Here is a 22,543-nt window from a genome sequence, read left to right as displayed (position 1 = left end):
GTGAGCCATCACGCGCAAACATACCCGAGAGATCCAGCGACAGGCTGGGGTCACCATCATTTTCGGATTAGGTGATGGGATTGATTGACGACGGCTACAGCCCGTCTTCGGCATTCGAGTCTTCTGCTGTCACGGTGTCCGGCTGGACGGCCGCGGGGGCGGCGGGCTCCACGGGCTCCTGTGCAGCCCGGCAGCCCTGACGTCGTCGTTGCTCGCACGGACGCTATGCCAGCGTAGGTCTGCGATCAGCCGGTCGGCTCGGTCTGAATGCAACTCGCCCTCGGGCAAGTCCATGACCCTGTCGAGCGACTCCACAATCTGCCGTGGGTGCTCGTTGCCGACCCAGCTTGTAATGCGCTGTGCCTCTTCTCTGTTCACCATCACAAGTCCGGTACCCAAATTGATCGGTATACGGGCATTCGCTGGCACAACATTTTCGGGTTTTCGCTCCCCTGAAGGGTCAAAGCCATCCGCTATATCTCGGAGTTGCCGCCATGAATCAGGATCGGGGTTCTCAAAGTAATGCCGAGCAAGCCGCTCATGTTCCGGATCATCGAAAGACACACCCCCGCGGTGCGTATTGCGATATCTGAGTGCGAAGGTCTCGACCTCCGCGAGGTTCGCCGCAGTCCGATCGTCTTGAAAGTTCCGCAACGCAGCCATGTACATCGACAATTCATCGTTCTGCCATGGCTCAGACTTGACACGTCCGCCGACATGGCTGCGAGCCGCGATGGCCGCTTCTATTACCCTTTCATCGGTGTAGCCTGCAGCCAACATGGCGCCGCGGGCCCTTTCTGCCGACCCAGCGCCATCCCAGATCACGCCTTCGATGATCGCCGATGCTCCTCTCGCAGAGTTTACACCGCCTCGACCGATTACCGACCGGACATTGCGGTGCCCGACAATACGACCGACGTTGGCGGCGAAATGATCCGGATCACGAAACGCACGGAGACCAGCATTATTGAACTGCCGAATAGGCTGATACGAATTGGCCCACTCAGCCGCTATTTCATCCCACCCCGACAACGTCTTCTTCTCCACCCTGCGCCTACGCTTCGCATCGGAACTGAGCGGCCGACCTCGCCCGCCGAAAAGCCATTCGGCGATGGGCGAACTGTTGACTGTACTCGCCGCAGCGAACCCGGCAAGTACATGGGCCGGCATGGACTGGGCAGCACCGACCACGCCCATCCCCAAGGCGCGAGAACCGCCTCCGCCACCATGGCCTGGGCTCGAGGAACCCTGCGCCGCGAGCCCGAGCCGGTTGGCGATCCAGTCACTACCACCTCGCATTGCCCGACTCAGGTTGCGGACCTGGAAGATTGCGACCACGTTCACAACAGCGCAGAGGAACAATATTTCCATCACCTAGCCGCCTGCCTGCAGAAACATATTGTTGAGAAAAAGTGTGTATACGCCGAGAAATATGGTGTATGCGGCCATTCGACCGGCAGCTATAAACGCATCCACCACATTCCTTATCAGAAAAGTTTGCGTCGGTCCGTAAATGAATCCGCCTGCAGCAAAACCAAAAATTGTCATGAAACCGTGATAGATAGCATAACAACCGTCTCGGATAATCATGAATGAGACCATTATCAATACCAGCGATGCAAGTGGGGACAGAAAAATGATCACCAAACCGGACCCCACCTGTCCCCAGGTCGGCTCGGAAGCCCTCTCATAAGCGGCCGAGTCGCCGCAGTCACGCATTGCTTCCCTGATATCGGAATCATCGCCCGAGAGAACCGCGGTCGACCAAGCATCACGACAGGCCGGCGACCGATCGACGACGTGACCGAAATTCAATACCTGCAGCGGATGCCGCAGCAGGTTGTCGACCAAACCAGCCTGCATGACTTCCACCTGATCGGCCGGATTCGGGTCAGCATCACCGTTGAGACCGGCCGCCACCGAGATACCGAGATCACGCCCTTGAGCCAGGAGACCGTTCGGAGCCAGCACTTCGGCTAGAGGCTCCGCAAGAAATACCGGACCCAACACTGCCACCAACAGCATGAAACACACCTGCGTCGTAGCCCGAGCAAAATAGCCCCGCACAACGAACAGTGCAACAATTAAAGAGCCTATCGCTGCCGCAGTGAAAAGCACCTGCGGTGTGGCAACCTGCCTGGTAAGATTCTCCGCAACACCGGTCAAAGCACGATGAAACGGGTCCAGCCATTCGTAACCAGCCGAAAAGCCCACGAACTCGCACGCGGGAATCTGCAGGAACAGCCAGATCTGGACCTCCAAATTGAGCACGGCAGATCTCACCGTGTCGCCCGGGTGAAAAAGGCCTCCATCATCTGTCGAGATCTGATAACTCGTCGCCGGCACACCCTCGGAGTCCCGGATATCCATCCAATCGAGTACGTCGATGCCGGAGCCGCCACCGCCCCCAGTCCCGGTCTGCCCGCGTGCCATTCCATCAAAGATCCCTGGTATAGCCAGGAACACAACAACAGCAATCAAGATCCAGACCACCCGACGCCGACGCCGACCGGAATTGATCCATACGAAGCAGCGTCCTGCCACGGCACCCGGCCGCCACCGCTCCGGATTCCAGAACTCCTCCGGCTCCAATACCGACGAGCACCTACGCCTGCCCTGAGGCCCTCTCACCGTCCATACCAGCTTCCGACCACATCCACTCGGCGGCACCACGGCGGGCGGCCGCCGAAACCGCACCCGCCGTATCCAGATCGCCATCGCCGCCCGCGTCCTATATGTCGATCGATACGGGAGCAGTGAGTCCCAGAGCTGCCACCACCGGGACCTTCTGAGTCTCCCCGTCCGGGAAGATACAGTCGACGGCCCCGTCAGTGCCAGGCGCCCGCGGCGACATCCCGTTGTCCGCGGGCGCTGCGGACGTGCCGCTGGGGGCTACAACCGATTGACTCGGAGGGGGCGCCGAACCGGCTGCCGGTTGTCCCGTCTGCGGAGGCGGCGCCAGTGGGTTGGATGGCGTTGTCGAATCCGACGAGCCAGTGTCCACATCTCCTGGAGTCAAACCGAGGTCACTCAAACCTTGCTCACCGGTTACTTCTTGCGGAGCCCCCCGATCCTCTGGCGGCAGACCGGTCTCCTCTGGCGGCAGACCATTCATCCAGCCCACTCCTGCGATCCCGGGCGGTCCGTCCGACACAGTATCGATTTGCGCCATGGCGACCGCGCCGAGTAAGCCGGGCCAAACAACCAGCACGAAGGCCAAAACGATGAACCACACGATCCTGGTCCGCCGCCGCGAGGCGCGAACCCACGCCGGAATCTGTCGGCTGAGCATGCTGGGGTGCCACTCGGCAAGGGCCGTCAACACCGACTCCCACGTCGGCAACGAAAGCCGGCACCGCGAAATCCACGACCTCATCGATGCCCACCCAGAGGTCGTGGACCAGGCGAACCCGGTTCAGAACACCTGCGGCTCCGTGGCCACCAAGTCAGTTCGGACATTCCGCACGAACTCAGCCCGAGCGGATCGACCACGACGCAGCGGCTGAGCGCCTCCGCGGGCACGGCCAGGTGAGTGGAACCGGCTCCTCCCACGACGACCATGGATCGTCGACAACAGCCCACCAAGACCTCCTATTGTGAACATTGTTCGCAATTCGCACGATACTTGTTTGCTAACAGTGTTTGCAACTGTTCGTGGGCACTTGACCTTCACTTCCGCTCCGCAGACGGAGGCCCGAATCGGCTGCACAGGTGGCTGAGCTTGGGCTTCACACGATCGAGACCTGAGGCGGAGCGACTTTCGCGGACCGGTTCCCGAGCAGTCGCTTTATGATTCGCGCGACGAGATGCCGGCCGACCCCATCAGCCAAGGCGCTGGCGAAGGAGTGCAATCCGCCTGAGCGCGTTGCCGCGTCGGCACTGACCCGCTGGCCTCACCCGAACTCCAGCTGATCAAGGCTCGCGAGATGCACGCGACTACCGAGGCAAACGCAATTACGCCGAGGACCGTCCACCGGCAACGGTGGTCGGCGTGCGCGGGCTTACTCGAGCACGATCCACCCAGGCGGTGCTCCTACACGTTCAGCACTGGCCAGTTGCCGCGGCGGCAGTAGTAGCGGAACGTGAGCGCATGATCGCTGACCGGCTCAGGGACCGCCAATGCCTCTCTCTCCACTCGGTAGCCGGCATTCCGGAAACTGGCGGCGTAGGCGTCCGCGTCGCCTGGGCGTCTGCTCCCCGACTGCGAGCAGCACATCATTGCGGTGGCCAATCGTGTAGTCGACCGCCATGGCGGCCCACTCCAGCGCATCTGCCTCGACGGCAGCGCCGGCGCGCGCATCGTCGGCGCGGACGAGATCCCAGCTGCGCGGGTGAAATGCGGGGTAGATACCGGGATCGATCAGCACCGGGGCGGCATCGTCCCAGCTGTGATACCGGCAGCGGAGCGCGGTGGTCTTTCCGGATCCGGGTGGGCCGGTGAGGATCACCGCCATCGGTCGCTCGCGAGGGTGTGGCGTGCTGAGGGTCTCCGGCGCGATCCGATCCCGGAATACCGCCGCGTGCGCCGCGCGGTCGAGTCGACAGGCGGCTGGTTCGTTCCAGGAAGGCAGGTGCAGCCGTGGTGCTTCGACCTTCCCCGCCAGTGTTGTGCCATAGCCGCGAATTACCCTGGCCACGGCCGTGGTGTTCCGAGGGTCGAGCTCGGACAGCTCGGCGAGATATGCCCGGCGCAAAGAACGCATATTCTGTCGCACGACAACCTCGTCGGCGCGCTCGGCCAGCCACTCGACTGCGGTGCACTGCGCCATCAAGCTCGTGACGATGTCGACCGCGGCCTCGTAGCGCAGCACACGCTCCCACTGCGGGGGCAGCTCGGCTGCTGCGGTCATGCAGGCCATTATGACGGACCGCCGGATGGCCCGGGCCGGAGCAAGGGCTGGCCAGGGCTTCGAGCTCATCGGCCTCCCTGGACAAGCGCACCCAGATGTGCTCGTCGTTAGGTCGCAGCTGTCGGCCTGCGGCGATGCCGTCGCGCAAATCCTGCATCTGGTCGGCGTAGGCACGCTGCTCCACGGGCGTCAGCGGCCGATTGCGCTCCTGCTCCATGGCTTCCGAGCCCTGCGGTGACTTGGCCCATTCACCCGACGACAGGCGGTGGTTCTCGAACAGCACATCGGTGTGCGACCGCACTCGAAGCCCGTTCATCGATACCAGTGATCCGGGAGATTCGAACAGACGAACCAGATCGGCGGAGCCGGTGAAACACGCGTTCTGCGCCTCGAGGGGACGTATCGACCGGTGCCGGGCCGCATGCGCTCCTCCAGAAAGCGGGTGAGATTGGATAGCTGGCTCTGCTCTTGGCGTACGGCGACCGCCTCGGTTCGCGATCCGTAGTCATTGTGGTCGAAGCGGCGGATGATGCCGGTGGCGCGGGTGAGATCGCCCACTCCCTCTTCGAGAATGGCATTGCGGCGGAGGGCGATCACGTACTCGATGGCCATATCGAGCCACTTTTCCGCAATCGGGTAGATATGGTCACCGGCGGTGAAGTCGTCGCGGGCCCGCAGTTCGTGAAACCACGGGTGGTACGGCATGTAGTTGTCGGCGATCAGAATGACCGCGTTGCGGTCATGGAAGGAATCGGCGATCTCACGGATGGCCGTCGACTTCCCGGACGCGGGTTGCCCGGTAACGACAACGAGCTCGGGTCGTCGGACAGATCCCGATGCGCCACCGAGCTGCTCCGGAACGATCCTCTCGTCGAAGATACGACGCATCTGTTGATCGGACAGCTGGTAGGCGCGGCTAGCATCACGCACCGCATCCGCGAACCGGTGTCCGGTACCGCTGAGGCTCGCACCGGCGCTGCCGAACGCCGCCTCGAGGCGGTAGAGCACTTGGCGCAGCGCGGCAGCGACTTCCGAACCCGGCGGCATGCTTCGCTCCCGCTACGGACCGCTCTGGCAGGCGGTCAGAAGCTCCAGCGGCCGATCGTGGCAAGCCCGCGCAACCTCGGAATGTGCCAGGTCATCGCCAGTCGAGCACCTTGCTGTAGAGCGTGGCGAGCATGGTCGCCTTTTCCTCGGTGAAGGCGACCTTCTCCATCTGAACCCTCCTCGAAACATCGGAACGGACCCGAACTCGTTGTCGGACAAGCTTTTCAGCACAGCAAACAGATCCCGTCAGGCACTCGACCGTCCTGACGCGATCTCGACGGCGCGGCTCAGGTTCAGCGGTCATGCACCCGTCGCGCCAGAAATCAGCACCCGGGCCGGATAGTTGCGAACGTCGTTAGCAAATGCATATCCTATGACTGCGAACGTGGTTCACAGTCACGGAGTTCGGTGCTTCGCCGAGCTGAGTTATGTGGTCGGAGCGCGTCCGGCCCGACGGGGCTGGCCGTACCGACTTTGTCGTCGAGATCGCGAGAGGACTGACGCTAGTGGTGATGCATATTCCGCAGTACTTTCCCGCGCGGCTGAGGGGCATAGCGCTAGAGCATTTTTCGGTCAAGAACCCGGCTGCGATGCGGCGGAGCGCCAACGGCTGGTCGGACTGGGCGAATAAGTGTGCCGCAGTGGCGGATCGGCTCGAGACCGCGGCGGACAAGGCCCTCAGTTCATGAACAACGAGCCCGACTCACCCGGCACACTGCCCGAGGCCGACGCCACCGAACTCCAGGACGTGGCCCCCGAGCGTGGAAACCTGCTCGACGCCGAGCACGAGCGTATGCGCAACGAACAAGACGACGGCGGAGGGACCACAGGCCAGCAACTGGGTTTCCCCGCCCGGGTTGCGCCGGGACCCGACTACGGGTGGCCTGCCTGGGCTCAGACGAGAAGAACGATCACCGACACCGCATCGCACGAAGGCGGTTCGGGCGGGCCGAAGTCGCCGACCATGCAACCCCTGGACAACACAAACCGACTCGAATGACGCGACTACGAAACGCTCATTGACCTCACCATCGCCAAATCCAACAGATACAGACCGCCACGAACCTGATCCCGCTGTCTCGCGTCGCCGACACGGCTGCGTTGTCGATTCAGCGAGACCTAGCGGCAGCCAATTCCTGCTCGGTTCCACTGCTGAGGGTTTGAAAAGGGAGTCGGATATGGGGGCAATCATTGCAGGTCGATCCTGACATCATCCGGGCCGGAGCGAATTCCGCGTCGCAGGCCGTACCGGGGGGCCGACAGGTGCTGGAGGGTGCGAGAGGGCGGTCGAAGCCCCGATGAGTGTCACCATCCCGCCCGACTTCCCGGACTCGGTGACGCGCTGGATAGTCGGCCATATCCCCAACGGTAATCCGGCTGGCATCCGCGACACCGCTGATGCCTGGGCACGCTCGGCCGAACGGCTCACCGTCACCCTGGGGCAGCTCGAACACCTCGCACAACGAGTACCCGAAGCAATCCAGGGCGAGGCCGGCGACGCGATCGAGAAACAGCTGAAAACCGAGATCGCCAACACGCGCAATCAAATCGAATACGCCGACGGTATGGCCACCCTGCTCTACGACTTCGCCAACGCGATCGAACTCGAGCAGTACATCGTCATCGGTATCGCGGCGGTCCTGCTCGCCAACCTCCTCATCGACACCGCCGTACCGATGAAAGCCGCCAGCGACCGCATCGCCGCCGATATCGCCGCCGCCGCCGCCCGCCGCGGCACCATCACCACCCTATTCCAAAACATCGCCGCCTTCATGGAGCGATTCCCCACCATGGCGCTCGCCATTCGCGCGACCATCATGGGCGCACTCACCATGGGCGGCGTCGTGGCCGGTGCACAAGAGCTTCAAATCATCCAGGGCCAAGGCAAACCCGGACGCCGCACCCACATGGACTGGGGCCAGGTGGGGGTGGCGGCGGCCGCCGGTGGCGGCGGCGGCCTGGCAGGCTCGCTGGTTACCCGCGTGGTACTGCCCGCGCTCACTCGCGCGACGGGACGCACCGTGGCCATCGTGCTCGCCAGCGTTGCCGGCGGAGCCGCGGGTGGGGCCGGCGCCGCGCTTGTCGTATCCGAGCTCACCGACACCGAACTCACCGGCCGACTCCTTGTCCAGATGATGGTGATGGGTGGCGCCAGTGGCGCGATCACGAGCATCGGCGTGGCAGTGCGCGTCACCGGAGCCATGAGCGCCGCCCGGCCCTCTACGGGGACCGTCCCCGAGATCGGCGGATCCCGAGGCAGTAGCGACGGCCTCCCGATCCGATCAGTGCCCGACTCGACCAGGCCGGGCATCAGCGCCGACGCACCTCGGTCGCGTGGGGAGACCATCCCCGAGATCGGCGGATCCCAGCACAACAGGTCGCGCGAAGCCCTCCCGGTCCGACCAGAACCGGAGCGGGTCAGCCAGCGCAGCAACAACGACGGTTCCGCTGCACGGCCACACGAGGAGACCATCGCCGAGATCAAGTCATTGGAAGCCGCGATCAACGAGCTCGGCAAGTCAGAATTCGAGGGTAAGTCATACGAGGAGGCCTTCCGCAACCTCGATAAGGGCGACACGCCACCGTTATCGGATCCCCCCCCGGGCACGCCGCCGTCCTCCCCCGGAAACAAGCCCGACCCCAGCCACGGCTCAAGTCGTTGGGAAAATGGCCAGCAAGACCTAATCGCCGGCAACCTCGGAGCCGCACGAGCCGAACCTACCTTGGCCGCATCGGGAAGTTGGTCGTCGACCAACCCTCCCGGCACCGCCCAATACCAAACCGGCCGACCCGAGAGCAGTCCGCAGATGAGCCTGGCCGGACCAGTCGCCGCCGCCGACGGCCAACCCAACAGCGCCGCACCGGGATCGGTGCTGACGATGAATGCCAACACCCATGTGGAGAGCAAGACCCACATCGGCACCGCCAAAGATCTCGGCGGCACCGGCGGCGGCAATGAGCCGGGCGTCACAGCGAGACCGCCTGTCTCACACGGGGATTCACCGTCCGGAGGCGGATCGGGCCCGCGACCGCCCGCGAGTGGCGAAGGACCTGGCAAACCACCGTCCGACGAGGAGATCCTCCTCGACCTCGATTTCTTCGACTACGAGCCGGTTCCCAACGAACCGGTCACACCGACCGGCAACTCCCCCGCGGCGATGCCACACGCCGCAGGCACCGCACCGGTCGAACCAGTGCCGGGCAGCGGGACCGGCCCGACACCGCCCGCCAACCCGACGCCGCCCGCCACCCCGACGGAGGCGAAGAGCCCAACCGCGCAGGCGGGTACAACGCCTGGTCCCGCCAGCCCACCGGCAACACCCGCTCCGACACCTGTAGCAAACACGCCCCACGCCACACCACAAGCCAACTTACCCCAACAACCCCACGCCAACCCACACCCACCTCAAACCCACGCCACACCACCGGGCGCACAAGCCAACACACCACAGCAGCACATCAACCCGCAGGCCGCGCAAGCCAATTCACCACAGCAGCCGCACATGGCCACACCGATCACCGGCGCTGCTGCGAACAACCTCGCAGCCCAAGCGATCCCACCAGCAGCCTTGGCTGGTGCAGCGGCACTGGGCGGGAACGGGGCGTCGAATCCAGATGCGGTTACTGGACTTTCGGCACCCCAGCCCGCAACGTCCGGCGGGCAACCCGTCACCCAAGCCGATCATCCCGACGCCGCAGCTGAAGGCTCGATCAAACCACTCGGTGCGCCGAGCAGTGGCCCAGCTACCGACGACGAACCCGACGCCGACCCCGAGGAGTTCCCCACCCCACCGGGCACCACTGTGCCCAACCCATGGGAGCACAACGTCCAGAAAGACCCCCGCGACCACAATGTGTGGCAAGACCACCGCGACCACAACGTGCAGAAGACCCCAGCAGGGGACTACATCACCAACCCCAGCATCACCTACCCACTCGACAACGAGGTACCTGAGAACGCCACACCCATAATCCCGCACACACCCGCCCTCACCCCGATCGACCTGCCCGCCGATTCCGCCCGCTTCACCCCCGCACCTCAAAACCCCGACGACAACACCCCCAACCCCACACCGACACGCCCTCCTGAAGTCACTCCCCTGCCACGTGATTCGACCGCACACCCATCCCATCAGGACGCTGTCCCCGAAAAACCCGACACACCAATCCTGCGGACCAAGTACGCCGTCGAACCCAACCCCGAAACTCCCGGCGCTCCGCAGAAACCCGCTGGTCCGCAACTGAACCCGCACAGCCTCGAATACAACCCCCGAGAAAGCGGCGTGCCGGCCATCGGCGGAGTACCACACCTGCAACCCGCCGCATCGCCTCGAAAGCCGGTGGAACGCAAGCGTCTGACCACCCGAGCCCAAGCAACGATGGGCGACGATCCCAACGAGAAGAAGCGCAAGAAACGCAAACCTCCCGAGGAGACACCACCACCCCCGCCACCGCCGCCCCAGTCGTCACAAGAGGACTCGGCGGCTCCCGCCGCACCGGCGCCGGGGCCTTCCACGCCCAAGCAATCGAAGCCCAAGCAGTCAAAAGCACAGGCCGCGGCCGACCGAGCCGTTCGCACGGCACTGCGAGAGTGGCCGCATGCCGAACAGGTCGATACCGCCGCGGCGCTCGCGGTGGCGTTGGCGCTGCAGGCGCTCACCCGGCCTGATTTCGATCCCAGCAGGGATCGCGATCCGCGCGTGTCGGCGTCGATTCATGGGGAGCCGGGCAATCGGTGGGCTCTGGTCGAGGTATCAGACGGTAACGGCGACATGCCTACTCGCTCCCAGGGCGGCAAACCTGGGTGGCCTGCCATCGACTCGATGATCGAGAAAACAGAGACGTCGGGCTACGAGTTGCCTCAGGGTGCGGGAAAGACGGTGTGGTTCAAGCTCTTCGAAGCGGCGGGCGACGGTGATCCATCGCAGCAGGCGATGCCCGATCCGGATGTCGACCTGATTTTCGCCCCGGGCACCGTCAAGCGTGGGGCCTCGCAAGCACGGCGGGAGGTCCGCGACCGGCTGCGGCAAGCCGGGTTGCCGGACGAACGAATCGATGATGTGGTGTCGGTGGTTTCGGACGCAATGCAGAACGTTGCTCGACACGTGCCCGACTCGGATGCACGAGTACGGGTTTGGCGAACCGGGCGAGTCGAAATCGGCGACAACAGCCAAAATTTGCCACAGCCGCCGAAAGACAGTGATACCGACGCGTTCTCCGATGGGGAAGCCGATGAGTGGGCATTGGGCGCGTTGTTGCCCGGCACCCACGGCCGCTTCTTCCAGGAGATGGTGGGTCAGCTTGCCAACACATGGGGCGTCAACCTGGAACGCGCTAGGGGCAAGACGATTTGGTTCGACTTCGGGACGACGGGTCCTGCCGACGTCGACGGGAACTACTCCGCTACACCACCAGCTCCCCAATCCACACCCGGCGAACCGACGCCAGCCGCGGCGAGCGATCCCAGAGCCGACACCACTCCAGCAACCCCCGACGATCAATGCGACAATGCCGGAGACGGCCGACCCCCGACCGACGGTGAGCAGGCCACCGACCCGGTGTTGCAGCGGGCCAAGCAGGGTGATCCTGCAGCCTTCCAAAAGCTGCGTAACCGGCACGGGCGGGAAATTCTGGAATTCGTTCTCGAACAGTTAGGGGTTCGACCGGCCAAGGGCGATGCTCCGGCCCAGTCTGTGCTGTTCGCACAGGCGATCAATCTCGCGCAGGCAGTCAATCGCGCCGTGTTCACCAACGCCGAGCGGCAGCAATGGGTCTTCGTAGAGGGGGATGATGTCACCGGAGCATTGCAGCGCATGGCGCGGAACATGTTGGAGCGCAGACTCAAAGCAGCGCCGCTGCAGACTTCCAACAAGCTGACCACCACCCCCGACCCCGAACCGCGGACCGGCGTCCCGGAGATCGACACCGAAACCACCCCGCACACAACTGATGACGCTGATAAGCGACCCGAGCCGAGCAGCTCGGAGTCGGAGCCGTCGAATCATGGTCTGACCGATCAAGAGGTCGAAGTGGTTCGAATGGTCGCGTCGGGAATGTCCAACAAAGCCATCGCGGACCGCTTGGACCGATCCGAGAGCAGGGTGAAGTTCTATCTCAAGGCGATCGGCGACAAATTGGGGATCCATGGTCGGCACGGGATCGTGAACGCAGCCCGAGCCAGCGGCATCGTCGGCGACGAAGATATCGCTGAGTCATTCCAGGAGATGCCGAGTGGCATTTTGACCGAACAAGAGGTCAAGGTACTCGACCTGGTCGCTGATGGCATGTCCAACAAGGACATTGGGGTAGCCATGGGTTTGTCCTGGCTCACAGTGAAGGCCCACTTGGCCCGCATCGGCGGCAAACTCGGGACAGGCGATCGAGCCGGAATGGTGGCACGTGCGCTGCACGCGCGCATCCTCCCTGTCACCCATTCCGGTCATGCCCTCGGCCACAACGTGCTGACCGAGGCGGAGATCGAGATGCTCGCCCTCGTTGCGGAGGGCATGACGAATAAGGAGATAGGCGTCGTCGTGTCCGCTGACGTCGTGCGGTCACCCGACGATGTGAAAGAACAACTGAACCGGATCGGTGACAAGCTCGGTATCCGCGAACGCGCGGGAATGGTTGGGCGGGCGCTGCGCGCGGGCATCCTCCCACTCGCCGACCCAGTGGCTGAAGAACCCGCTCCGATGCCCGGTCGTGACGTGCTGTCCGAGACGGAATTCGAGATACTCAGCCTGGTCGCAGAGGGGCTGACGAACAGGCAGATCGGCGAGGCGCGGGCTATGTCACCGGCTACCGTCAGGTCGCTGCTGCTCCGTATCGGATTCAAGCTTCGAGCGCACGATCGGACAGCGATGGTTGAGGCCGCACTCGACCGGGGGATCGTCCTGAATACCGGAGTTCCTGCCAGCGCAGATTCGGGCCACGGCGGTGGATTCGGCTCGAACGGACCGAGCATCGGCGGACCAGTTACCGTTGAGGATACTAACGCTCTGGTGGGCGAGCAGGGACACACCCCACACAACCGAGGCGGATCCGCAACCGACGCACCACCCCCCGGCCCGATCACACACGTCCACGACTCCGACACCGACCGCGCCGCACGCGACCTCTCACAGCAGCCGGAGCGAGGTGGGGGCGGTGGGCAGGCCCCGGGCCCAGAAACCCAGTTCTACAACGACGCCGATCCCGCGGTCGATCACGGATTATTCAAGAGGCGCAAGGTCGAGGCGAACTGGGTGCTCAACAACTTCGGCCCGGTCAATCCCGGTCCGCAGAAGCCGAACAACGCACCGACTTCGGGAGCACCGCCCGAGACCACACCGAGCGAACAAGAGAGTGACGCCGCACAGGGAAGCGGTTCATCACAGAATTCGAACAGCGCGCCGCAGGACGCTACTGGACACCCCAGCGACCCGCCGTCCCCTGCGGCACCACAATCGGCTGACGACGACACTGCGAGCCAGCAGCCATCGACACCTAACACCGCCGCAGCATCGACCACCGATGCGACACCCGCGCAGACATCGAGCTCCGCGAACACAGGCGAAGGCGATTCCAGCACAACAAGTTCCGACCCAACCAACCCGAACGAACTCGGGAACCACGCCGACGGCGAGCACGGACGCGGCGCACGCATCATGACCGACACCGCCCTCGCCATCGGCACCGACGTAACCCAACACGGCAAAACAGTCTGGGTCGAATACAAACCCCCCCCAAGGAGCTACCCGGCATCCCTGGACGACACGCTCGACGTCGCCCCGGGCCGCGTGCGCCGCTCCGATGGCGCTGCGATGGTCGCAACACCGTGGACTAAGAGGGGAGAGTCGGTCGAAGGCCCCCTGGTCTTCCACACACCGCCGAGTGATACTCCGGGTGTCGGTGCGAACCCACCACACTCCGCCTCGGACGCACCGACAGAACGGGCGGTCCAGGCCGATGCTCGCGGACTCGACGACGCAGGCGTTGGGAACGGTGCAAGCCACGGTAACCAACCGGCCCAAGTATCGCCGCGGAGCTCCAACACCGCGCGCGTGGAAGGGCAGTCACCTGCCTCGGCGGAGACCGAGCAGCGTGTGGGGGCCAGCGAACAGTCTGCTGGCGCAGACGGAGCCGCGCTGGACCGAAATGACGCACTCTGGCGAGGCGAGGAGCCGGATCCGCCGACACGGACAGCGGAGTGCGAACTGGCTAAACGCACGCTCGTGGACCTGCTGCGATCTCGCCATCCGCGCCTTACGGAGATCGGTTTCGAAGTCATCGGTATCGACGACCGGGACATCGGCGTCGGCGCCGTTCGCGACATCGCCCGCGCAGCCGATTATGTCCTAACGAAATACCCGCATATCGACGTCCCGATTATCCGAATCAGAGATGACATCAATCCACTCGTTGGCGGTGCGGCGATTGGAAACCCCGACACCGGGCGAGTGCACGAAATCGGGGTGAGTCGCGGCTTCATCATCAGTCCGGAGGACTTTCGCGATGAATTCGATGGCGAATTTTTTCCGCAGGGTACCGGCGACCCGATGTACGACCTCATGATAATTCTGTTCGGTGCCGCCATTGATATCGCGACTGGTGGCGAAATCAGCAGCAATGAGGAAGACATTCTGAGCGCTGGTTACGAGGAGCTGCGTTCCGCCGGACATGTCGATATCGACCGGGAAGTGTGGGAGGAACAGATCCCCTGCGGCGGCGGTAATCTCGTTGCGGTGTCATTCGCCGACATCGAGATCAACGGAGATAAGCCGTATACTCCACAAGCTGTCGTGTACAAGGCATTGAGTAATGCGTGGAAGAGAGTTCTTCCCGCGGAACCCGAGGTTGTCCGCCAGGAACTGGCGGCCGCCCTCCGAGAACAAGAGCGTGCTCGTCGAGAAGAGGAGTCTGCTCGTCGAGAAGAGGAGTCTGCTCGTCGAGAAGAGGAGTCTGCTCGTCGAGAAGAGGAAGCTCGGCGGCGGCAAGCGGTAGCCGACGCTTTGGCAGAGCGCTTCGGTGGAGACAACCCCGAGAGGGGACGGGATTGGCGCGACGCACTCTGGCGGGGAGGTCCGGCGCTGGATCCGCGGCTGGGCAGCGACGAGGCCGAGTTGGCCAAGCGCGAGCTGCTGACAATGCTGACGCAGCGTCATCCGCAAGTCGATCTGATCGAATCGGAATGGCTCGGTCCCGGGGGTAGCGCGCCACGCCGGATCGGGGTCGGCGCGGTCCGCGACATTTTTCGAGCCATCAGCACCGTACTGACGAGGTACCCGCTGGATAATCGGCTGCAGATACGGATTGAACCAACTGCACATGTCCACGCGACCAAGGGGCCCAGACTCGCGAATTCCGATGCTTTCGTCAACGACCCGTTACTGGACGGGGTTCAAGTAATTCGCATGACGTGGCTCGCCGAGCGTCTGGAAGATCGGGTGCTGGATAAGGAAGAGAGCTGGAGTGAGCTATATCGCCGAGCCGTCAAAGCGCGCTTTCACCCCCGCGGTACCGGACGCCCACTGTTCGATGCTACATACCACGAAATGGGTCATTTTCTGGAACGTCCAGTCTATCCTGCCTCAGAGCCCGCGGAGCAAGCTGTCGCGGTAAACGCCATCCTTGATGCCGGTTACAAGGAAGCTCGCAAGGCTGGAAAGTTCACCGGCAAGGCGACATGGCTGGACCAATTCACCGAGTTCGGGCGTAAAAAAACAAGGGAAGTCGTAGCGGAGGCATTCGCCGATATCGAAATAAACCGAGTGGCGGAGTTTGCGGAGCAAGCTGCGGCTGTAATTGCCATCCTTGATGCCGGCTACCAAGAGGGTCGCGCTGCCGGAAAGATCCACACGGACAAGAGGACATGGCTAGACGAATTCCCCGAGTTCGGGCCTAAAAACACATGGGAAGCCGTCGCGGAGGCATTCGCTGATATCGAGATCCAGATGGGCAAGGCGGCGTGGCTTTTTCAATTTCCCGTATATGGGCTCACGAACACGCGGGAAGCCGTCGCGGTGGCATTCGCTGATATCGAAATCCACGGAGGTAAGGAATACACTCCTCAGTGGGTATTGCACCGGGCAGTGACCATGAGGTGGGCGCCCGCGACGGACACGGCGGCGGACCCCGGCACCCGTTACGCGCCGGGTGGTAGTCACTCGGTACACGCGCTGCCGCCGACCCCCTGGTCCCGCAACAACGGCGGCATCCCAGCGCGTGGTGGGTGGTCGACGGAGCCGAGACGGGGAGTGCCAGTACAAGAGTCGGTGTCTCGCTACGACCCCGGGGGCCGGGATCGGTCCGCAGCACCCCGCCGCAATCCCAACGATCTCGGTGCACCGATTCACACCGACGACACCGCCGACCGGTCGTCTACCGGACAACCGGACGAACCCGACTCGTCGCCCAGCGAGAACACGGCGGTTGAACTCTCGCCGAGTGCACGCCGAGTGCTGGACGCGGCAATGGCCGACGTCGAGGAAGTCGCAGCCGAAGCGCTGCGACCGGTTCGCGATCTCGGCGTGGATGTCACGAGCCTGTACCGGAAGGAAGCCGCGGCGATCGAGCGATCGATCGAAATTCTCCGAGCCCGGCAGGGGGTTCGATTCGATGCGTTGCTGCGGCGGCTGGTGGTCGACGAGCAGGCGGCACGCACGCTGGCCGAGGTAATGGCGATCGCAGGGGCGATGCCCGATATCCGTGCGCAGTACCGGTCCCTGGCCGAGCACATCGAAAGCTACCGCCGCTACGCGCACGAGGTACGCACCGCCATGGCGATACTGGCCGCCCGAGACGTACTCGCCGCGGAGGGCGCCGAGCCATTCATCGACGACAACGGGCGTCTAGTCGAGGGCATCGGAGTGGCGCCAGGCAGGGTCGTGGTCGCGTCACCGCTGCGTGGCCAGCAGGCTCTGCTGGACTTCATGGTCGAGGGCAGCAGCGAATTGGCGGCACGAGGGGTGCAGATCGACTATCGGCTGGTGTTGGTCGACGAGGACGGCCAAGTAACCGTCGAGCCGATCTCCGGCCAGCACGACGAGCCGGAACCTATCGATCGCCTCTATGAGGACCGCGACACCGTCGCCTGGATCAACAGCCTCACAGATGAACGTCCTTTTGCGGAGAAGTTGGCCGAGGCGAATGACTCGGGTGAAAGTTTCCGTGAGATCCTCAAGGACGGCTCGGGTGATCACACAATGTCCGAGAGCGTCGTTCTCATTTCCTACAAAAATGGCTTCAAGGTGATCGTGAAGACGGTCCGGGACGTGGACCAGGCCGATGCCGAGGAACTCGGAGCGATAATTCTCGAGGCCATCGGGGCACGGCCACCGAAGGTAATTCGCCTCAGCGAGATCAGCGAGCGCGTACTCGCCATGGAGTACATACCGGGGGTTGTCGCGCGAGATCTCTCTGGCAACGGCAAGGATCCGTGGCATTACTTCTTCCGCACCCCGGCTGCGCGGCGTCAGGGTTTGGGCGACACACTACTTCGCCCACCGGACCGCCACGAGGGCCAAAACTGGATACTCGGTCACGGTGTGCATATCGTGCCGATCGACAACGCCCTCGATTTCACCGAGGATTGGCCGGGTGCCGGATTCACCGGAGATGAGGATTGGGCGCGCACTGGATTCCACGAACATTTCGCGACTTTCCGCGACGGCGTGTGGACGTGGGTGCAGCACCACGTCCCACGTGCGGAACTTGGGGCGATTCGGCAGCGAATCATTGCGGCGGAACCGAAATTCGAGCGCTTGCACCGACCGTCCTGGTATGAGGGCGTATTGAGAATTTTCACCGAGGTCGAGGAGCACGCGGCCGAAAGCCCTGCACCACCGAGCGCTGAACACACCGATGTGGTGCTCGCGCTGGAACAGCTCCGCGACAGGCTCGTACTCCGGTACTACGCCGAACTGATGGATGGACCCCGCATCGTTGGATCCAGGAAAGACTGGACGTGGCGTGACTGGCCTCGGGTGGTCGCGTATCTGGAACAACGGTTCGACGGCTACCCCGATCCGCACACGCACCGCGACATCACCATTCTGAAAAGACTCACCCAACTGCACCTGCATGCACAGATGAACGAGGTGAGTGCCGATGAGCTCGACGGCACGTGGCCAGAACTGACGGACGAGTACTTGGCGGCTCTGGCACAGCGCCTAGCTGATCTCGAGGAGGGCGCGCAATATCCTGCCCTGCGCAGCGAATCCGATGAAGAATGGCTGGAACGCTTCCGCCACGAAATCGGTTCCGCCGCCGACGAGCAGTCGGCCGTCGCTCCAGCGAATACCGTGACACCGGCACAGAGCGAAAATGATTCGGCAACAACAACATCCGGCGAATCCACGGCGCCTCCCCCGACAGGCGGCCAGTCGGTAGTAACACCACACATACCAGACTCTCTTGGTCCCTCCTCGAGCACCTCGAACACGAAAGCGGGGCCGACGCCATGGACCAACCAGCGGTCTGCTCCGGCGGGCGTCCCTCCCAACCCCGCAGAAACATTCGACCTGCCCCCGAAGCGGGCGAGGTACGCTGCCGGTGAGCCGATCGCAGAGCAGGCCGGTACCGGCGACCCGTGGCTGGGTTTCGCCAACGCCCCCGGGGTCGACAACGCCGCGCACGCGAATTCGGGCAAAGCACCATCACCCGAGCAGCCTGCGGCAACAGAACCCCCGATCAAACGGGGCCCAGCCGGGTTCGAAGAGTTCCGCGCCGCGCTCTGTGTGGCCCTGTCAGAGGGCACCGCGAAGCCCGATGCGCGGGAGGTACTCGCCAATGCGACCGCAGAACAAATGCATGCGGCGCTCGGCCAACTCGTTCCCGACCAAGTGAACATCCTGCGGCACCTACAAGCAGAGCACCCGGCCGACCGAATAGTCCAGGACCTGACCCACAGCTGGGATGAAGTGATCGACCTGGCGAACCAGGCCGCCGACCGAGTGATCGAGTCACTCGTGCGCGACAGTCTCCAACACCAGAGGTTCACCACGCTGACCGCGGCGTTGGCGGAGGGGACTCCTTCGCAGTTGCGGGACGCGCTCGAACAGCTCGGGACCGATCAGAAGAGAATCGTCGTCGGCCTGTTCAGTCAAGGAAAATCGCCCGCCGACATGGCGGCGATCATGCCGCTCGGGCAACCCACGATCAAGCTCATAGCTGACGGTGCCGTCCGCCGCATGGCCGACCATATCGCCCGCAAACGCGGACTGACCGTCGAACCCGTCGCGATGCTTACGGCCGAGCCGGAGCCAACAGAAAACGCGTTCCAGCGTGGATATCGCCTCGCCGAAGCGCAGCGGAAAGCCGCCGCGTTCGGTCGCATCGATGGAGCAACCGCGCCACTCTCCGATCTGCTACGCAGGCTAGACAAGTTGTTCCCCACCCCATCGGTCGGCCAGCGGCCAGCGCGGATGGAGGTCACCCATCGTCCGGTGCACGCCGTGGCTCGGAGTCTGGTGGGCGATGTTCCGCCGGAGGCTGCTGTGGGGCGGCTCGGTGATCGGGTGGCCGGGGATTCGATGCTGCTCGGCCGCGATGCGGTGGACGCTGTCTTCGGGGAAAGGATGCGTTTGGGGTCCAGGCTGGAGGTGTCAGTCCCCGAAGAGGCGTACCGGTATCTGCGCGGGCAGGCGGAGTGGACGGAGACACCGGCAGCCGACGGTACTGCTCGCTTGGTCAACGCCGAGATGTCGATCGGTATGGGGTGGAATGCGGGTCCGTCACATGGTGAGCTGTTGCGCCGTTCCTGGAAGACTCCCGCAGGCATCCATGTCGCGAGCCTTCCCGACGTCTATGCCGTACTCCAGGAGCGCGGCTTACCGCAAGATCTCCGCGACACCGCGGCTATCCGACGCAAGCTGCTCGACCCGACGCGACCGCCGCTGCCGGAGCACGTGCTTGCGCGTGAGATCGACGCTCTGCGTTCGGTTTTGCCGGAGGTAGCGCTCGATCATCCCGATGCCGAGGTCGCGGTCCGGCTCGGCGCGAACGGGATGCATATTTGCTCCACGCTCTACGGCGATCCCGCCATCGGGCGGGCCAACCAGATCATCGGCGATCTCGAGCTGGCCGAATACCGCGTCCCGGCGACATACCACAACGGTTTCGGTCTCGTCGAAGACGGGCGCCTGCTCCAAGAACACCTGGGCAATATCGCCGCCCGCCCGCATGAGCGGCTCGATGCTGCCGCAGCGGACACCTACAGCGACGCCGTCTACGGCAACGGCCGCCGCAGCAACAACCCGGAAGGGTACGACGAGCTGCGCTCGGCCGACCTCGCCCGCGCCCACGCGCTGTCCCTCGGATACGAACCCGACCGCGCCAACCGCATCCACCGCATGATCATGGGAACGGCTTTCGACGAACGAACCAAAGCTCAAGCGGGCAAACATGACCCCGACCCCCTCGTGCAAGCCATCGCCGGCATCGACCTGCAAACATTGGCGCAACCCTCATCCCTGGAAGACACGTTCGACCTGATACCCGAGGACCTGACCGCGGAACGCCACTCACGCGACCGCATCCTCGGCCGCACCATAGTCGACCACGGCCTGCGCATCCGCTCCACCGAAGAAGCACAGGCGATCATCGACGAATACGCCGGCTACCGGCCCACCATCGACGGCGTCCCCTCCGACCGGGATGTGATGGACGCCGTCGCAAACCGGCTCGCCGGTGACGCGGGCTTCCGCGACCCCGTCACCGGCCACCGGTACCCGCCGACCTGGACCCTCGACAACCCCCAGCTCCGCGCCGCGCTCAGCAAGAAAGCACGAGAGCTCAGCCAGAAACTCGCCGACCGCGAAATCACTGCCACCCAAGCACTCGAGCAAATCCGCCGCCACACCGCCGCCATGCAGGAAAAGTTGGGTGTGCGCGACGACGCGCCGCACGGTCCACGGTCCAGCCCCTCGACGTTCTCCCGTGCGAGCACGCAGCAGACTCCGCTGGCACGAGAGCAATTCGTGGTCCGTGCGCAGGGAGCGGCCGTCGGCGCAATCGGCATAGAGGGACCGCGAGTAGCGCCCGCTTCGGAATCGTCGCGGAGCGAGTTCGTGGTGCGCGTGCAGGGGCATGATCCGAGTGACGAACAGGCGCGGATGCGTGCGGCCTCACAGGCCTGGGATTGGCTGGACGAGCAGCTGTTCGACTGGCCGGCCGGCAAGATCGATGATGCGGGCCTGGAACTTGCCGACCGTGTGACGACGGCTCTGGAGAACAGCGACGACGGCACAGTACGAGTGGCGCTGGAGGAGATGGGTGAGCCGGGCGAGCGCCATGCACGCGTCACGGTCGGCGATTCCAGCTTCGAATTCGGTGAGGCGTACGAGTTGCCGCGGTGGCTGGCTGACGCGATCGCGCCCGTGCGCCACGTCCGGTTGAACGTCCCGGGTGAGCTGGCCATTGCTGTGGGATATGCCCAAATCCCGCAGATCGCAAAGACTCTCGCCTCCTTCGACAAGCTCGGCGGCCCAGTGGAGGTAGTACAGGACAACATCGAGCACGGCGTGCGGCATCGGTCGACTGTCAACCGGGGACGCCTGCTCGATTCCCGATCCGACGTCGAGGCCGAGAACATCGAGCTCCGGTTCGGGGACTCGGTGGTGGAACTGAATATCTACTCGTTCCGGGACCAGCAATTCAAGGACGGATTGCGGGCGTTTGATCTGACCGGACGAGAAGGCCGGACGGTCCCGCTCGACAAGTTCGCCAGCGCCATCGTTGAGAAACTCCAACAGCGGCGGCTCAACAGGATCGAGGCGCAGGCCGCCGACTATACGCCCGACAGCCGCAGAGAATGGTTCCAACGGCAAGAGGAGTGGGACAGAGCAGATCAGACCGAAACAGCCAACCCCGCAACAACCTCGCAGCAGGACCAAACCAGCGTGGGACTTGGTTTCCGGCCGTGGGAAACTTCGAGGCAGCATGGATTGTGGACGGATTATCCGGAGCAACAAGCTGCCGATTATTCGAACAGCTATGGGAGTGAGCATTACGGAGTCACAGCGGAGATCGAGGAGGGCGTTCTCCGATTCACCATAAAAGCTGGCCGCGGAACCCCCACAGGGCGCGTGATGTTCCGCCAGCTCATGGATTCCATTCCCCGTCCGGTGCATGAGATCCATGGGCATTGGGATTTCTATGGTCCTGGGGCCGGCTTGGTCCGCCCACATGAGGTGACTGCCGAGAACGAGCCCCGCTGGCTGGGTGACAACCTTGAAACCTTCAATGCCCTCATGCAGGACCTGTTCCTATCTCCGGAGGATGCGGCACGGAACACCTTCACTGGCAAGATGGCAGCCGAATACGGCTACACCCGAGTTCGATTCATCACACTCGAAGGCCGCGGTGGTGAGCGTGCAGTAGAAGGTCTTCGTTCCTACGGCGAATTCACCGAGGTCGATGTGCGGTTCGGTAAGCCTGAGGGACCGCACATCCGACCCGAGACGACGACCACAGCAGTTCGGAGAACCCGGACGACCACCGGATACCCGAATCCAAACGCAAACGAGACGAAAGCTGAAGCAGCGCAGCATCTGGACGAAACCGAGCCGCCGGAGGAGGCGCGCCGCGAACAGGCGCAGCGCGATGGATACGCCGAGCTGTCGGAGGTCGACCCGGCCGATCCGGCGCAATTGACGCGCGAACGTGAC

At 63.8% G+C, this 22,543-nt stretch carries 6 protein-coding genes (1 of these 6 running past the window's edge); 2 read left to right on the top strand and 4 right to left on the bottom strand.

The genetic code is table 11. The features are described 5' to 3' along the window. Positions 1-129: 129 nt before the first annotated feature. From OIE68_RS00770 to OIE68_RS00755, 4 genes are all read right to left on the bottom strand, one after another. Entirely contained in the window at positions 130-1,047 is a 918-nt protein-coding gene (locus tag OIE68_RS00770; protein WP_327097445.1) for a hypothetical protein, read from the bottom strand. 327 nt (positions 1,048-1,374) lie between these two features. Beyond that, positions 1,375-2,592 (bottom strand): hypothetical protein, encoded by a 1,218-nt coding sequence (locus OIE68_RS00765; protein ID WP_327097444.1) that lies wholly within the window; start codon positions 2,590-2,592, stop codon positions 1,375-1,377. A 1,514-nt stretch (positions 2,593-4,106) separates the two neighbouring features. After that, positions 4,107-4,850, bottom strand: coding sequence for a zeta toxin family protein (locus OIE68_RS00760; RefSeq protein ID WP_327097443.1), 744 nt, complete (start codon positions 4,848-4,850; stop codon positions 4,107-4,109). Between the two features lie 312 nt (positions 4,851-5,162). Continuing rightward, positions 5,163-5,897, bottom strand: coding sequence for a zeta toxin family protein (locus OIE68_RS00755; protein ID WP_327097442.1), 735 nt, complete (start codon positions 5,895-5,897; stop codon positions 5,163-5,165). A gap of 685 nt (positions 5,898-6,582) precedes the next feature. Between OIE68_RS00755 and OIE68_RS00750 the strand changes: the two genes are divergently transcribed. Next, positions 6,583-6,897, top strand: coding sequence for a hypothetical protein (locus tag OIE68_RS00750; protein ID WP_327097441.1), 315 nt, complete (start codon positions 6,583-6,585; stop codon positions 6,895-6,897). A 298-nt stretch (positions 6,898-7,195) separates the two neighbouring features. Then, a protein-coding gene (locus OIE68_RS00745; protein ID WP_327097440.1) for a LuxR C-terminal-related transcriptional regulator crosses the window boundary here: on the top strand, positions 7,196-22,543 show its 5' portion. The gene runs 15,159 nt beyond the window's last position; only the first 15,348 of its 30,507 coding nucleotides appear in the window; its start codon is at positions 7,196-7,198; its stop codon lies off the right edge, out of view.

The sequence above is a fragment of the Nocardia vinacea genome (genome assembly GCF_035920345.1).
Classification (GTDB): Bacteria; Actinomycetota; Actinomycetes; order Mycobacteriales; family Mycobacteriaceae; genus Nocardia; species Nocardia vinacea_A.
The sequence above is the reverse complement of the archived record's forward strand: the minus strand, read 5'-3'. Positions and strand labels throughout refer to the sequence as shown.

Bases quoted from the DNA above. Each gene is read 5' to 3' on its own strand.
- OIE68_RS00760 (WP_327097443.1), bottom strand. From the start codon at position 4,850: ATGACCGCAGCAGCCGAGCTGCCCCCGCAGTGGGAGCGTGTGCTGCGC.
- OIE68_RS00750 (WP_327097441.1), top strand. From the start codon at position 6,583: ATGAACAACGAGCCCGACTCACCCGGCACACTGCCCGAGGCCGACGCC.
- OIE68_RS00755 (WP_327097442.1), bottom strand. From the start codon at position 5,897: ATGCCGCCGGGTTCGGAAGTCGCTGCCGCGCTGCGCCAAGTGCTCTAC.